Source organism: Nocardiopsis sp. CA-288880, from assembly GCF_050955985.1.
GTDB classification, from domain to species: domain Bacteria; phylum Actinomycetota; class Actinomycetes; order Streptosporangiales; family Streptosporangiaceae; genus Nocardiopsis; species Nocardiopsis tropica.
Genome location: NZ_CP192105.1, coordinates 7,097,012 through 7,111,510 on the forward strand (window position 1 = coordinate 7,097,012; position 14,499 = coordinate 7,111,510).

A 14,499-nucleotide genomic window follows, 5' to 3' on the forward strand; every position below is an offset into this window, starting at 1 on the left:
CGTTAATGAATATGCCTCCTTCGGCGCGGAAGTCACGTATCCCACACCGGAAGGGGTGACAATCACCTCCGAAAGGGACACCGCCGGCCGGATCGACAGGACGTGGGGGACCGCCATGGGAGCGGAAGTCGGGGAGCGGGACACCCGCTCGGGAACGGCGGGCGCCAACCTCGCCCTGGCCACGGCGGCGTTCGCGCTGACCTTCTGGGCCTGGAACCTCGTCGGACCGCTGTCGCGGACCTACACGCAGGAGCTGGACCTGTCGCCCTCGCAGACCTCGCTCCTCGTGGCGTTCCCGGTGCTCGTGGGCTCCCTGGGCCGCATCCCGGTCGGCTCGCTGACCGACCGCTACGGCGGGCGGCTGATGTTCACGGTCATCTGCTTCGTGAGCATCGTGCCGACCTTCCTCGTGGGCGTGTCGTCGGGGTCCTACGCGATGCTGCTGGTCTGGGGCTTCTTCCTGGGCATCGCGGGCACGTCGTTCGCCGTCGGGATCCCGTTCGTGAACGCCTGGTACAGGGCCGGGCGGCGCGGTTTCGCCACGGGCGTGTTCGGGGCGGGCATGGGCGGCACCGCCCTGTCGTCGTTCCTCACCCCCCTGCTCGTCGAGGCGACGGGGGTGCTCACCACCCACCTGCTGATGTGCGCGGCCCTGGCGGCCATGGGCGCGGTGATGTGGGTGTTCAGCCGGAACTCCCCCGCGTGGACGCCCCGCACTGAGCCGGCCCTGCCGGGGATGCGCGACGCGCTCAGGCTCAAGGCGACGTGGCAGGCGTCCCTGCTGTACGCGGTCGCCTTCGGCGGGTTCGTGGCCTTCTCCACCTATCTGCCGACCCTGCTGACGATGGCGTACGACTACGCGCAGACCGATGCCGGGGTGCGCACCGCCGGTTTCGCGGTCGCCGCCGTGATCGCCCGGCCGGTCGGCGGCATCCTGTCGGACCGGCTCGGCCCTGTGCGGGTGTGCCTTGCGTCGTTCCTCGGCACGTGCGTGTTCGCGGTCGTGCTGGCCCTGCACCCGCCCGCGGAGTTCCCGGCGGGTGCGGCCTTCGTGCTGATCGCGCTGTCGCTGGGCCTGGGCACGGGCGCCGTGTTCGCTCTGGTCGCGAAGCTGGTCGACCCGTCCAGGGTCGGTACCGTGACCGGGCTCGTGGGCGCGGCCGGGGGTCTGGGCGGCTACTTCCCGCCGCTGCTGATGGGGGTCGTCTACCAGGCGACGGGCGCCTACACGCTGGGCTTCGTGCTGCTGGCGGCGGTCTCGCTGGCGGTGGCCCTGTACACCTCGCGGGCCTTCCGCGGCGTGTCCGCCTGACCCCGGGCCGGAGCCCCGGCGCTCGGTCCGCGCGGACGGTCACGGACCCGGGGCCGGTCCGGCCCGGGGTCAGGCGGACACGCCGCGACGCCTCCCGGAGGGGCAGCGGTCAAAGGACCCACCGGAGGCGCACGGACGGGGCCCGGAGGGGCGGCGGGCGGACGGGGCCCGCCACGGCCGTCAGGGGGCGATGTCCCGGGCGCGGACGAGGGCGGCGGCGCGGTTGCCCACCTTCACGCGCTCCAGGGCCCTGACGCCCTCCGGCAGGGCGACCCGCCTCGTCCGCGCGGTCACCACCACGACGGCGTGCTCGGGCAGCACCCGCCCCAGGGAGGCCAGCATCGCCCGCAGCGGCGCCCCTCCCCCGGCGGCTCCGCCGCCCTCGCGACGGTCGGACGGCGCCTGCCCGGTACCGCCCCCGTGCCCGGCGGCCCCGGGGCCCCCGTCCTCCGGGACGGCCCCCGCCCAGGAGGTCATCTCGCCGTAGGGCACGTCGGTCACCACCAGGTCGGCCCCCACCGGCTCCCGCAGGGAGAACACGTCCTCGACGACCGCCTCGTGGAGCAGGTCGCCGCCCATGGCGGACAGCCCCGCGGCGAGGTCGCGGGTGGCCTCGGCGCGCTCGACGAACTCCGGGCGGCCGAAGTCGCGGGCGGAGCGCCGGAGCTCGTCCTCGCGCTCGGCCAGCCCCTCGGCGGAGAGCAGCCGGAGGTTGCGGGCCGCCAGGGCGACGGCGTCCGGGTCCACGTCGCCCGCGCGGACGCGCGTGAGCCGTTCGCGGTGCAGGAAGCCCAGGACCGTGACCAGGTAGCCGCTGCCGCAGCAGGGGTCCCAGAGGCGCACGCGCTCCTCCTTGGTGTGCACCATCGCCCGCTGGAACAGCTCGCTCGCCAGCCGCACCGGGAAGCCCGGGAAACCGGGCGCGGACCGCAGCACCTGCCCGCTCGCCAGAGCCGAGTGGTCGGTCCGCTCGACGGCGTACCGGTAGCTCACAGTGCCCCTGCCCTTCCGTGTCCTGCTTCGTCGGCGCCCCGGCCGCGGTCGCCCGCGGGAGGCCCCGCACCGGTCTCCCCGGCCTCCACCGCGCTCAACCCGCGCGCGGCGGACGGAACCGCCGCCCCGGCGGCGCGGCCGGCCCCGAGGACCGGGCACGGCGCCGTGCGCGACCCGGCGTGCGCCTCCCCATGTTCTCCGAGCACGGCGGAACACGGCGGGCGGCGCGCCCCGGCCGCTCCCCGGGGCCGGGCGCGGCCCCCGGAGGACCGGACCGCCCGACGCCGCCCGGGGCCCCGGGAACGCCGAAGGCCCGGCGTCCTGGGACACCGGGCCTTCTCATGCGGTCCTGACGGGATTTGAACCCGCGGCCTCCACCTTGACAGGGTGGCGAGCACTCCTAACTGCTCCACAGGACCTCGTTGCTGGTACAACTCTAGCGCGGTTTCGGAGTACTTCGTACCGGCGCCCGCCTAGAGTGGCAGGCATCCCTTCCACCACCCCGACGACCCCGAGAGGACCCGGCGTGAACGAGTCACCGGCCCCCCTGCCGCCAGGACCGGACAGCACCCGGGTCGACCGCTGGCTGTGGGCCGTACGCCTGGTCAAGACCCGCGCCGACGCGGCGCAGGCCTGCCGGGGCGGGCACGTGCGCGTCAACGACCGCCCGGCCAAGCCGGCCTCCCCGGTCAAGCCCGGCGACGAGGTGCGGGTCCGCCTGCACGGGACCACGCGGATCGTGGAGGTCGGCCACGTCATCGAGAAGCGCGTCAGCGCCCCGGTCGCCGTCCGCTGCTACGCCGACAACACCCCCGAGGCCCCGCCCGAGGCGAACCTGCCGGTCATCCGCCGGGACCGGGGGGCCGGACGCCCGACCAAGCGCGACCGGCGCGTCCTGGACCGGCTCCGCACCGACTTCCCCCCGCCCGTCTGACGGACGGCCCGCCCGTACCGCCGGAACCCCTCGCGTCGGGCCGCGGGACCGGCGTCCGCGCCCCCGACAACCGCCGGGCGCCGCGCCGCCACCGGGCGGGCGCGGCCCCGCCGCCGGGGTCTTCGCGATGGAGCACGCCGCGGCGGACCCGGTCCGCTCCCTGCGGTCGGCCCTCGCCTGACCCTCGGCGGGACCGCGGCGGCGGGGGCGACCGGCGGGACCGGTTCCCCCCGGCCCCGCAGCAGAGTCGGCGGGGAGCCCCGGGACGGCCCGACGGCCCTCAGCGGTCCGGGGACCGCGAGTCCTTGTGCGCGGCCAGGCGCGCGGACAGCACGAGTACCGCGCAGGCGAACACCGCCGCCGCCAGCCCCGGACCAGCGGCCAGATCGCCGCTGTTCCGGGGCCAGGAGAACAGGAACAGCAGCGGGGCCGCCGCCGCGAGGACCTGAACCGTCACGAAGAGGACCCTCGACCAGGTCACGATCGCGCACACCGCGACCGCCAGGAGCACGAGGAGGACCGTGAAGGCCGCGGCGAGGAGCAGGCGCTCGTCCTCGAAGGACGCCGCCAGCACGTCCCATCCCGTGGCGGACGCGCGCACCCCGTACATGTTGGGGACGCCCTCGTCGCTGATGTCGTACGCGTACGGGACCTCCTCCCGGGCCCAGGGCAGGGACAGCGAGAGGAACAGGGCGACGGCCCCGGCCGCGGATCCCGCCGCGGCCGTCCGCGCCCTGGACTCCGCGGCGGAGGACTCCCGCGCCCTGATCTCCAACCGGGTCAGGCGCCTCCTCAGCTGTTCCGTCTCCGAGGGCTTCCCGGCGTCGTCCGGCATGGATGGTCCTCCTGGGGTGGGGTCGGGTGGGGGCGGGGGAGGTGGGGGGTGGTGCGGGGAAGGCGGGGCGGGGCCCGGGTCGGACCCGCGGGACCGGCGGGACCGGCGGCGGACACCGCGGCACGGGTCCCTGCCGGCCGGCGGACGGGAGCGTCCGGCGGCGGGGGGCACAGCCGTGGCGCGGCGGGCGTTCCGGCTAGAGGGGGTGGCCCGCCAGGAAGTCGAGGACCTCGCGGGTGGCCTTCGGCCCGTCCTCGTGCAGGTAGCCGTGGCGCATCCCCGGCAGCACCAGCAGGCGCGCGCCGGGGATCCGCCCGGCCAGGAGGGCGGCGTTGCCGACCGGGGTCAGCTCGTCGTCCTCGCCGTGCACGACGAGGGTCGGCGCATGGATGCCCGGCAGCAGGTCCCAGCCGTCGTAGCCGGTGCTCGCGCCGAAGTGCAGGCGCTGGGCGCGCAGGGGGCCGTGCGGGAGGATGCCGGTGACGGCGTCGGGACGGGCGGACGCCCACGCGGGCGAGTAGAACAGCTCGGCGATCGCGTCCCGCCCGGCCGCGGTGTTGGCCCGGCGCAGTGCCAGGGTGGCCGAAGCCGGGCGCTCCACCTCGTTGGCCCCGCCCGGGCCGGTGGAGCCCAGGACGAGCGCGCCGACGCGGTCCGGCGCCGCGGACGCGAACACCTGGGCGACCTTGCCGCCCATGGAGAACCCGTAGACGTGCGCCCTCGGGATCTCCAGGGCGTCCAGGACGGCCAGGGCGTCCTCGGCGAACAGCTCCAAGGTGTAGGGCTCGCCCAGGGGCGCGTCGCTGCCGCCGGTGCCCCGGAAGTCCACCCGGACGACCCGGTGCCCGGCCGCCAGCCCGGCGCGGACGCCCTCCCACATCCCGTGGTCGAGGGACTGCCCGTTGAGGAGCAGGAGGGGGTCGCCCTCACCGAGGGTGTCGTACCAGATGCGGGTTCCGTCCGCCGCGGTCACATGGCTCACGGGTCCGGACACTACCCGATGACGTGCGCGGGGGCCGTGTCACGTGTCACCCGGGGGCCGGGGACCCGCGCGACCCCGCCCCCGGACCGCGGGACGCCGCGTTCGGCGCTCTCCCCGCCGCGGGCGCTCGCGCGCCGGGCCTCCTCCGCCGTGGCGCCCTCCCGGGGGGCGGGACGGGTCGGCACCCGCCGCTCGGGGGCGGGCCCCGGGAGGCGCGGGAAACGCTCCGGGTCGCGGTCGCCGCCCGCCGCTCAGGGGCGGGGCGCCTTCTCCCCGTGGACCGCCCGGTACTCGGCCGCGAGCCAGGGGCCCAGGTCCTCGATCAGCTCCTCCAGCACCTCCGGGTCGCCCGTGGGGGCACGGCCCTCCGCGACCGCGGCCCGCATCTGCCCGAGGCGGTCGGGACGGTAGCGGCCGAAGATCTCCGCGGACTCGTCGAGGTCGCTGGTCCAGCCGCCCCAGAGGGGCATGACCAGGGTGAAGCCGGTGCGGACCAGGCGGCGGCCGACGCCGCGTCCGAGCCCCGCCCGCTCGGCCGCGGTCTCCGCCCGTCCGGCGCGCTCCCGCCAGCGGGGCAGCACCAGGTGCAGGTCCCCGTTGGTCTCGCGCGCCAGCAGGGACGTGGGGCGGTAGCGCGGCAGCCGGTCCGCGAGGTCCTCGCCGAGCAGGGGCGTGCACAGGCAGGCGACGAAGAAGCCGAAGTCGTGCCGTTCGAGCTCGCTGAGCGCGTCGCGGACCGACCCCAGCAGAACGCCCACCCCGTCGACCTCGCCGAAGGCGGCGTCGAGGTCGACCTCCATCTCCCCGGCCGCCTCCCGCTGCGCCCCGGTCACGGCGTCGCGGAACACCAGTTGCAGGTCGAGGTCGGAGGTCCCGGGGACCGCGGTGCCCCGGGGGACGCTTCCGTAGAGGTAGGCGCTGTGCAGCGCGTCGCCGAACGCACCGGCGATCCGGGCGCGGGCGGCCTCCACCACGGGCGCGAAGGCCGGCCCGACCCGCGCGAGCGAGCCCTCGCGCGCGATCGCGCCGTCCGTGTCCAGTCCCCGCCCGTCGTCCATGGACGCACTGTGCCGTATCCGGTCGGACGCCGCGACCGCTTTCCCCGGCGCCACAGGCGCGCCCCGCGCACGGCCCCTGCCGGGACCCGGCCCGTGCCGGTCGGCGGCCTGCGCCGACGGCCGGCCCACTGCCGGGCCCGGCCCCCACGGCGGCGGGCCGCCGGGGACGGATCCGTCAGCCCGCGTGTCCGGCCGCGGGCCGGCGCCAGGGCCCGCTCCGAGACCGGGTGTCGGGCCGGGTGGCCGTCATGGTGCGGGTTCCTCGTCTTCCTCGCTCCGGCACGGTGCCTCCCGTGCCGGTGCCTGCCATGCTGGTGCCTCCCGTGCCGGTGCCTGCCATTGCAGACCATGCCGTCGGGGCACGGTCAACAGCGGTGGAGGGGGAACGGTCACCGGCCGGCAGGGGAGCGCGGTTCCGGGACCCTGTGACCTGCGCCTGCTCGCTCCGGGGTCCGCCCCGTGTGGCGAGCGACACGGCCCGCCGACGACCGGCGGTGGGGCGGATCAGGGAGGGCACCGACACACCAAAAGGCCCCGTCACCTGTATACGCAGGTGACGGGGCCTTTTCGCATGTCTGCTGGAAGTGGCTAGGGGCGGGGTCGAACCGCCGACCTTCCGCTTTTCAGGCGGACGCTCGTACCAACTGAGCTACCTAGCCGCACTCGCCGATCGCTCGGCGACGGCGGTCCTGACGGGATTTGAACCCGCGGCCTCCACCTTGACAGGGTGGCGAGCACTCCTAACTGCTCCACAGGACCTTGTTCTGTTGTCGCGCCCGGTACGTGCCCCGGCGCGTTGTTGCGGTTCTTATTCTGCCAGACGTCCGGCAGTGCTCGAACCGCGTCGTACCCCCAACGGGATTCGAACCCGCGCTACCGCCTTGAAAGGGCGGCGTCCTAGGCCGCTAGACGATGGGGGCCCCTGTGACAGGTCAAGCATAGGGGAGATTCCCACCAACACCAAAGCGATTCCCCCACCCGGGCCAGACGTCCGCCACCTGCGGGAACGCCGATCCGGGCCCGGGTGCTACGGTGTGCGGCCGTCCCCGTCGCCCTCCGTCTCCGGCGCCTGCGGGGGGTCCCCGACCGGGCGGTCCGGTTCGCCCTCGATGTGCCGTTCGACCTGCGCCGACGTGAGGCCGATGCCGCCCAGGTCGATGTCGTCGCGCGCCTGGAGGCGTCCGCTCTCGGCGTCGAAGTACAGCACCGACGCCTGGTAGGGGGTCGGCCGGTCCGGACCGTGATCAAGGCCACGCAGTCCCGCGCCCCCGGTGGAGCCCTGGACGAGGAACCTCGTGCCGAGGTCGGTCAGCTCGGTGGATCTCAGGTGGTCGCCGCCGGTCAGCACGAGGGGCGCCACCCCGTCGAACGCCTCGGCCTGCGTGCGCGTGTGCATGAGGACCACGTCCACGTCCTCGCGGGAGCCGATGACCTCGCCGGCCTCCTCCTCGCCCTGCGCGGCCACCCCGGCGGCGTCGGGGTTGAGACGGGTCGCGTCGGGGGAGAACCGGGGGTCCCCCGAGCCGTAGAAGGTGAGCCCGCCCACCTCCTCGACGGCGCCGTCGAGGACCACGCTGTTCGACTGGGCCTCCACCGCGCGCTGCGTGCCCATGGAGTCGTGCTGTCCGCGCACCCACACGTACGGCACGTCGAGCTTGCCGATCTCGTCGGCGAACACGTCCTCGGTGGCGCTGCCCCGGTCGGTGATGTCCCCGGAGTCGACCACCATGTCCACCCCGTACTGCTCCCGGAGGGTGCGGATGATGCTCCACGACGCGGGGTTGAGCTGGATGTCGGACACGTGCAGCACCCGGATCACCGTCTCGTCCTCCTCGTACACGGGGAGGGTCGAGGTGGCCTCGTAGAGCATCGCGACGTTGCCGACCAGGCCCGCGAGCTGCTCCTGGTACTGGCTGAAGCGGCCCACCACCTCCTCTGCGCTGCCGACCACCTGCGGGGCCCCCGCGATGAGGCCGGTGTAGCGGGGCTCGGCGATGGCGCTGGGGTTGAAGGTGCCCGCGGCGGCGGCGCCCGAGGCCACGAGGACGGCGAGGGACGCGGCCGCGCTGCCCGCGGCGCGCCCGGCGCTCCTGAAGAGCAGGAGGCCCATCAGGGCCGCGCCCAGGGTCGCCGCGAGGACCGCGCGGACCAGCAGCGCGACCACGCCGTCGCGCAGGTCCGATCCGATGCCCGCGGCCATCCGGTTGATGGCCTCCGGGTCGGCGAACATCTCCTGGGCGGCCGACAGCCGGATGTCGGAGATCGTCGCCTCCAGCTTCAGGGGCGCGCTGTGCGTGTCGAAGGCCAGCTGGCCCAGCGGGGCCACGTCGACGACGGTCTCGCCGCGCCACTGGGGGGTCAGACCCAGGGTGACGTCGGCCGGGCCGATGGGGGTGACCACCTGTCCGCCCAGCGCAAGGCCGAGCCACCCCCCGACGAGCCCGGCGGCGACGACGCACCCCCACCGCCACGCGCGCCCGGCGCGCACCCGGTCGAGGGCGACGCGGAGCCGCGCGAGGGCCCCACGGAAGTCGTGACCGCGGATCGCTTCCCAAGACAACACACCACCATCATGCCGCTGACGGGGGTCGATCCCAATATTTCCTCCCTTTCCAGAGTGTTATGCCGCTCGGGGGCCGCTTCCCTCCCCCATCGGCAGGCAGCACAATGGCAGGCGTGGTGGAACTGACACGCAGGGCCTTCGAGGAGCTGGTCGCCGACGCCCTGGACGAGATCCCGACCGAGTTGTCCCGGTTGATGGACAACGTGGTGATCAGCGTGGAGGACGAGTCCCCCGACGGCCTGCTCGGCCTGTACGAGGGCATCCCGCTGACCGAGCGCGGCGACACCTACTTCGGCGTGCTCCCGGACCAGATCTTCATCTACCGTCGCAACATCTGCGCGATCTGCGAGACCCCCGAGCAGGTGGTGGAGGAAGTCCTGGTCACAGTGGTGCACGAGATCGCCCACCACTTCGGGATCGACGACGCCAGGCTGACCGAACTGGGGTGGGGCTGAGCGGGGCCGCCGGAATCCGAAACTCAGGCCGCTTTTTTCGGTACGGGGTTCCATTTTCAATGCTCTGCGTACACATCCGGGAACGAGTCGCCCGCGCCCGACACGCCGGACCGCCACGGGGATCGCCTGTGTACACATTGTCACCAGCAAAAACGTTCCGTACACGACTTGGCCGGGAGATTGCCGAATCCACCCGTCGTCCATTACCCGCAGCAACGAATCAGACACGAATTTACCCAAGTGGCTTGCGAGGAAGCCCGCCTTCCGGAACGGTTGGTTATTGAGACACGACACAGCGTGATTTCAACCCTGTAACAGTAAGGGAGTGCCGGGTGGCCAAACCGCGCCTCGACAACACACCTGACAACGGAGACCACGAGTCTTCGAGCGCCCCCGACAACGCGACCCCCGCCGGCCCGGGCAAGGACGACTGGCGGAGCAGCTACCGCGACGTCATGGCGATCGGCGAGTTCCGCGCCGTCTGGCTCGCCCACGCACTCTCGATGATCGGCTCCAACCTGCTGAACATCGCGACCAGCATCCTCGTCTTCCAGGTGACGGGCTCCGCGCTCGCCGCCGGCGTCACCCTGGCCCTCACCTTCCTGCCGCCGATCATCAGCCCCCTGATCGCGGGGCTCGCCGACCTCTTCCCGAGGCGCAGGGTGATGGTCATCTGCGACCTCGCCCGCGCCGCGGTCATCGTCCTCATCGGCATCCCCGGCATGCCGATCTGGGCGATCTGGCTCCTGCTGTTCTGCTCGGTGCTGCCGTCGATCCCGTTCGCGGCGGCCCGCGCGGCCATGCTGGCGGAGATCATCCAGGGCGAGCGCTACGTCGCGAGCACCGCGATCATCCAACTGACCTCGCAGATCGGCATGCTCGCCGGGCTCGTCGCCGGCGGTGTGATCGTGGCGCACGTCGGACCCAACATCACCGTGATGTCGACCGGGATCCTCTTCGTCCTGTCCGCGACGGTCGTGCTGATCGGGGTGAAGGCCCGCCCGGCGCCCCGGGGGGAGAAGGAGGAGCGGCCCGGGTTCGCGGCCATGACGCGCGACGGGGCCAAGCTCGTCTTCGGCGACCCGCGGCTGCGCACACTGGCGCTGCTCGCGTGGCTCGCCGGCCTCTACATGATCCCCTACGGGCTGGCCAACCCCATGGCCGCCGAGATCGGGGCGGGGGCCGCCGCCGCGGGGTTCATCATGGCGGGCTCGTCGATCGGCGCGTTCCTCGGCGGGTTCGTCCTCACCCGCCTGGTCCCGCCGCCGACCCGGATGCGCCTGCTCGGCCCCCTGGCCGTCCTCACGTCGGTACCGCTGCTGCTCTGGCTGTTCGACCCGCCGCTGTGGCTGATGGTGACCGCTCTCGCCCTGTGCGGCGTCGCGGGGTCCTACCAGTTCGTGGCCAACGCGGCGTTCGTGCTGTGCGTGCCCAAGGAGGGCCGGGGACTGGCCTTCGGGCTGGTCGCGTCCGGGCTCCAGGCCGCGCAGGGCGTCGGCATCCTGATCGCCGGGTTCTTCGCCGAGTTCTTCGGCACCGGCGTCGTCATCGTCTCGGCCGGCGTGCTCGGGGTGGGCTTCGCCGTGCTCCTGGCGATCCCCTGGTCACGGCTCTCGGGGGAGACCATCGCGCGGATGGACGCCACCGAGCGGCCCTAGGGCGTCCTCCGGCGGGTGCCGCCCGTCCCTCCCTGCGGGACCGGCGCCGGCCGGACGCGCCCTAGCGCTCTCCGCAGCTCTCCACGGAGGGTTCGCGGGCCTCCTCGGCCTCGCGTTCCTCCCGTGGGGTGCGGAGCTCTCGTCGTTCCCAGCCCGGGTGTGCCCTGAGGGTCCACATCAGTTCTCGCTCGGCTTTCCTTGGAAGTTGCGGATGATCTGCTCCAGCATGGAGCGCTGCTCGTTCGCGGCCGGCATGACCAGCCAGGCCAGGATGTACACGAAGACACCGCTGAACCCGAAGAAGGTCAGTACCACGAGGACCAGCCGGACGAGGTTCGAGTCGACCTTGAGGAACTCGGCGATACCGCCGCAGACGCCTGCGAGGTAGCGGTCGGTCCCGCTGCGCCGGAACCGCTTGCTCTGGTAGTTCTCGTTCATGTATCCACCATGCCCGCTCCCCACGACGATTCCCATCGGGGACAGCCCTGGCCCTCCCCTGACATCCCCCCGACCCCCCTGGAGGGGCGGCCGGGGGCGTCCGGACACCCCCGTGAAGGGTTCGACGGGACGGAGTCCCACGGCGTTCCTGAGGCGTGGGGCACATTCGGCCCGAACGGGGCCGGGCCGACCCGTACCGCGGCCCCCGGGGGCGGCACGGTCGCCCCTGGGAAGGACCCGGGCGTTCCCCGGGGGTCATTCCCTCCCGGTGGACAGCTCCTCGGCGGTTCCCTCCGACCGGCCGGGCGTGCCGGGCTCCCCGGCGCCCGTGTCCCCGCCGTCCCCGGCCCCGGCGTCCGCCCCGCGCCCGCCCGACTCCGCGGGGGCGTGGCCGGGGAGGCTGGTGCCCAGGGGCTTCTCCGAGATGAACCAGGAGAGCACGAAGCCGGCCAGGGCCACGGGCACCGCGTAGAGGAAGATCGGCGGCAGCGCCCCCGCGAAAGCGTCGACGACGAACTCGCGCTGCGGCGCCGGAAGGCCCTGGAGCAGCTGGGGGGTCATGGAGCTGATCCCGGCCTCCCCGCCCGCGAACTCCACGCCGCCGCCGGGCGCGCCCTCCATCCGCCGGTCGAGGCGGGACACGAAGATCGAGCCGAACACGGCGATGCCGAAGGAGGCGCCGATCTGGCGGAAGTAGTTGTTCGCCGACGTCGCGGCCCCCAGGTCGCGGCGGGGGGCGGTGTTCTGGACGATCAGCACGAGGTTCTGCATCACCATGCCCACGCCCAGCCCCAGGACCAGCATCGCCGTCCCGTTGAAGGCGTAGGGGGTGTCGGCGGTCATGCGGGACAGCAGGACCAGGCCCACCGTGATCAGGGCGGTGCCGATGACCGGCCAGTGCTTGTACCGGCCTGTCCTGGAGATGAGTCGTCCGGTGGTGATGGTGCTGGTGAGCATCCCGGCCACCATCGGGAGCATGAGCAGGCCGGACTCGGTGGCCGACGCCCCGCCGACCATCTGGAGGAACGTGGGCATGTAGGCGACCGTCGAGAACATGGCGATGCCGACGGTGATCCCCACCAGCGCCGTCAGGACGAAATCCCGGTCCCGGAAGAGGCGCAGCGGGATGACGGGGTCGGCCGCGCGCCGTTCCACGAGGACGAACAGCAGGCCCGAGACGAGGGCGCCCGCGCCCAGGCCGATGATCTGCGGGCTGAGCCAGGCGTAGGCGTGCCCGGCCCAGCTCGTCGCCAGCACCAGGCAGACGCTCGTGGCCGCGAGCAGTGCCGTGCCCGCGTGGTCCAGGCGGGGCCGGGGGCCGGTCGGCCGCGGCAGGTGGACCACCGCCAGCGCCGTGACCAGCGCCACCGCCCCGAGCGGCAGGTTGATGTAGAAGATCCAGCGCCAGTCGAGCTGGTCGGTGAAGAACCCGCCGAGCAGCGGTCCCGCGATGGCGGACACGCCGAACACCGCGCCCATGACCCCCATGTACTTGCCGCGCTCGCGGGGCGGGACCACGTCGGCGATGATCGCCTGGGCGCTGATGATCAGCCCGCCCCCGCCGATGCCCTGCACGGCGCGGAAGACGATGAGCTGGGTCATGTCCTGGGCCAGGCCGGACAGGACAGACCCCAGCAGGAACACCGCGATCGCGAAGACGTACACGTGGCGGCGGCCGAAGACGTCCCCGGCCTTGCCGTAGACGGGCATGCCGACCGTGGCCGCGAGCATGTAGGCGGTGACGACCCAGGAGAGGCGTTCCAGGCCGTCGAGCTCGCCGACGATCGTGGGCAGGGCGGTGGCGACGATGGTCTGGTCGAGCGAGCCCAGCAGCATCGTCAGGATGATCGTCAGGAGGATCCAGCGCAGCCGGGTGGGTCCGGGGGTGGTCATAGAGGGTTCCGTTCGCCTTCGGGAGACCTGGGAGGGACGGCTCGCCCCGCAGTTCAGTCCTCGCGCGCCGGAGGCGCGAAGGCCTCGCCGAGGTGGCGGAGCGCCTCGCGAATCTTGGCGCGGACGTCCGCGGGCTCCTCGCTCTCCGAGTAGTGGAGGCGCTTCATGGTGTGGCGCATCACCGCCATGCCGGCCGCCGCGAGGAGCTGCGGCCGGTCGTCGTCGGGGCCGGCGCCGGTGCGCTCGGCGATGGCCCCGGCCAGTTCCACCTCCACGTTGTGGAAGCGGGCGAGCAGCCCGCGCACGAGCTGGGGCTCGCGTTCGGTGAGCTTCTTGCGCAGGAGCATGTCCGCGCGCTGGGTGGCGAGGTCCTCGGTGCTGACCAGGAACGTGATCAGGACGGTGATGAGGTCCTCGACGAAGTCCCCCGTGGGGCCGCCGTCGACGAACGCCTGCCGCACCTGCTCGTCGGGGGTCGCGGGGACGTCGCCGAGGAGGGCCTCCTCCTTGGTGGCGAAGTAGTTGAAGAAGGTGCGTGTCGAGACGTCGGCCTCCAGGGCGATCTCCTCGACCGTCACGTTCTCCAGCCCGCGTTCCAGGGTGAGGCGTATCCCCGCCTCCTGGAGTGCGCGGCGGGTCGCCTGCTTCTTCCGTTCCCGAAGTCCCACGGTGGTCCTCCCCGTACACGGCCAACCCTTGCGTACCGTGCAATATTTCTCAACGAGTGTGCTCCTGGCGGCGCGGACGCCGCACGCGTCGGGGAGCGCGCGCCCCCGCCGGAGCGGGGCCGCGCCCGTGTCCTGCCGACCGGCCCTACCGGCCCACGAAGCGTTCGGGCCGGACGTAGACAATGACACGTTTCTCGGAGGGGTCGTCCCAGGGGTACGGGGTGCCCATGTACTTCTGGGACATCTCGTTGATGAAGGCCTTGTCCGTGTCCTCCTCGATCCGCTCCACCTCGCCGCGGACCTCCACGTACATGTAGGGGTCGTCGGGGTCGGTGGCCGACACCGCGATCCGCCCGTCGCGCCGGAGGTTGTGCAGCTTCTGCCGGGTGGTGGTCTGGCTGAACCTCAGGAACTCGCCGTCCCAGTCGATCCACACCGGGCTCGACTGGGGCTGCCCCTCGGGGCCGAGTGTGGCCACGTGCCCGAACGCGGGCTTGCGCAGAACCGCCTGCTGCTTCTCAGAGAACGCCATGCCGCTCCTTGGTCGTCGGTCCTCGGCCGGTCTTCCGGCTGTCCGAGTACACCAACAGTGCCCGTCCCGCGCGCGGCGACGCGCCCGGGACGGCGGGACCGCGCCCCGCCCCCGGCGGCCGTGTCCGGTCCCGGCCGGACCGCGGACGGGACCTGTCCGACGGGTCGGGGGACCACTA

The 14,499-nt window shown here is 73.4% G+C and carries 13 protein-coding genes and 4 tRNA genes; 4 read left to right on the top strand and 13 right to left on the bottom strand.

Annotation, left to right across the window (positions count from 1 at the left end; all coding sequences use genetic code 11):
• Positions 1–115 precede the first annotated feature (115 nt).
• A complete protein-coding gene (locus tag ACQPYD_RS30615) occupies positions 116–1,312 on the top strand; it encodes an MFS transporter (RefSeq protein ID WP_433698830.1) in 1,197 nt (398 codons plus the stop codon).
• 180 nt (positions 1,313–1,492) lie between these two features.
• On the opposite strand, the gene ACQPYD_RS30620 is transcribed toward ACQPYD_RS30615, so the two are convergent.
• On the bottom strand, positions 1,493–2,305 hold the full coding sequence (locus ACQPYD_RS30620; protein ID WP_433698831.1) for an rRNA methyltransferase: 813 nt from the start codon (positions 2,303–2,305) through the stop codon (positions 1,493–1,495).
• A 344-nt stretch (positions 2,306–2,649) separates the two neighbouring features.
• Positions 2,650–2,724, bottom strand: a tRNA-Asp gene (locus tag ACQPYD_RS30625).
• Between the two features lie 107 nt (positions 2,725–2,831).
• Here ACQPYD_RS30625 and ACQPYD_RS30630 point away from each other — a divergent pair.
• Positions 2,832–3,239 carry an RNA-binding S4 domain-containing protein gene (locus tag ACQPYD_RS30630; protein WP_267946997.1) on the top strand — a complete coding sequence of 136 codons (408 nt, stop codon included), beginning with the start codon at positions 2,832–2,834 and terminating at the stop codon, positions 3,237–3,239.
• A gap of 280 nt (positions 3,240–3,519) precedes the next feature.
• Here ACQPYD_RS30630 and ACQPYD_RS30635 read toward each other — a convergent pair whose 3' ends face one another.
• From ACQPYD_RS30635 to ACQPYD_RS30665, 7 genes are all read right to left on the bottom strand, one after another.
• The gene (locus tag ACQPYD_RS30635; RefSeq protein WP_433698832.1) at positions 3,520–4,074 is read right to left on the bottom strand and encodes a hypothetical protein; all 555 of its coding nucleotides are present in this window, start codon (positions 4,072–4,074) and stop codon (positions 3,520–3,522) included.
• Between the two features lie 196 nt (positions 4,075–4,270).
• Positions 4,271–5,068, bottom strand: coding sequence for an alpha/beta fold hydrolase (locus ACQPYD_RS30640; protein ID WP_433698833.1), 798 nt, complete (start codon positions 5,066–5,068; stop codon positions 4,271–4,273).
• Between the two features lie 239 nt (positions 5,069–5,307).
• Complete coding sequence (locus tag ACQPYD_RS30645) at positions 5,308–6,114, bottom strand: nucleotidyltransferase domain-containing protein (protein ID WP_433698834.1); 807 nt, start codon at positions 6,112–6,114, stop codon at positions 5,308–5,310.
• A gap of 585 nt (positions 6,115–6,699) precedes the next feature.
• Positions 6,700–6,773, bottom strand: a tRNA-Phe gene (locus tag ACQPYD_RS30650).
• A 25-nt stretch (positions 6,774–6,798) separates the two neighbouring features.
• A tRNA-Asp gene (locus tag ACQPYD_RS30655) sits at positions 6,799–6,873 on the bottom strand.
• A gap of 88 nt (positions 6,874–6,961) precedes the next feature.
• Positions 6,962–7,034 (bottom strand) — tRNA-Glu (locus ACQPYD_RS30660).
• 107 nt (positions 7,035–7,141) lie between these two features.
• Entirely contained in the window at positions 7,142–8,674 is a 1,533-nt protein-coding gene (locus ACQPYD_RS30665; protein ID WP_433702179.1) for a metallophosphoesterase family protein, read from the bottom strand.
• Positions 8,675–8,781: 107 nt separating this feature from the next.
• On the opposite strand from ACQPYD_RS30665, the gene ACQPYD_RS30670 reads away from it, so the two are divergent.
• Together ACQPYD_RS30670 and ACQPYD_RS30675 are read left to right on the top strand one after the other, a co-directional pair.
• A complete protein-coding gene (locus ACQPYD_RS30670) occupies positions 8,782–9,132 on the top strand; it encodes a metallopeptidase family protein (RefSeq protein ID WP_267947004.1) in 351 nt (116 codons plus the stop codon).
• 332 nt (positions 9,133–9,464) lie between these two features.
• On the top strand, positions 9,465–10,790 hold the full coding sequence (locus ACQPYD_RS30675; RefSeq protein ID WP_433698835.1) for an MFS transporter: 1,326 nt from the start codon (positions 9,465–9,467) through the stop codon (positions 10,788–10,790).
• Between the two features lie 177 nt (positions 10,791–10,967).
• On the opposite strand, the gene ACQPYD_RS30680 is transcribed toward ACQPYD_RS30675, so the two are convergent.
• From ACQPYD_RS30680 to ACQPYD_RS30695, 4 genes are all read right to left on the bottom strand, one after another.
• Complete coding sequence (locus tag ACQPYD_RS30680) at positions 10,968–11,228, bottom strand: PspC domain-containing protein (RefSeq protein WP_267947006.1); 261 nt, start codon at positions 11,226–11,228, stop codon at positions 10,968–10,970.
• A gap of 255 nt (positions 11,229–11,483) precedes the next feature.
• Positions 11,484–13,121 (bottom strand): MDR family MFS transporter, encoded by a 1,638-nt coding sequence (locus tag ACQPYD_RS30685; protein ID WP_433698836.1) that lies wholly within the window; start codon positions 13,119–13,121, stop codon positions 11,484–11,486.
• 53 nt (positions 13,122–13,174) lie between these two features.
• A complete protein-coding gene (locus ACQPYD_RS30690; RefSeq protein WP_267947008.1) occupies positions 13,175–13,789 on the bottom strand; it encodes a TetR/AcrR family transcriptional regulator in 615 nt (204 codons plus the stop codon).
• A 145-nt stretch (positions 13,790–13,934) separates the two neighbouring features.
• Entirely contained in the window at positions 13,935–14,321 is a 387-nt protein-coding gene (locus tag ACQPYD_RS30695) for a PPOX class F420-dependent oxidoreductase (protein WP_355010632.1), read from the bottom strand.
• Positions 14,322–14,499 lie beyond the last annotated feature (178 nt).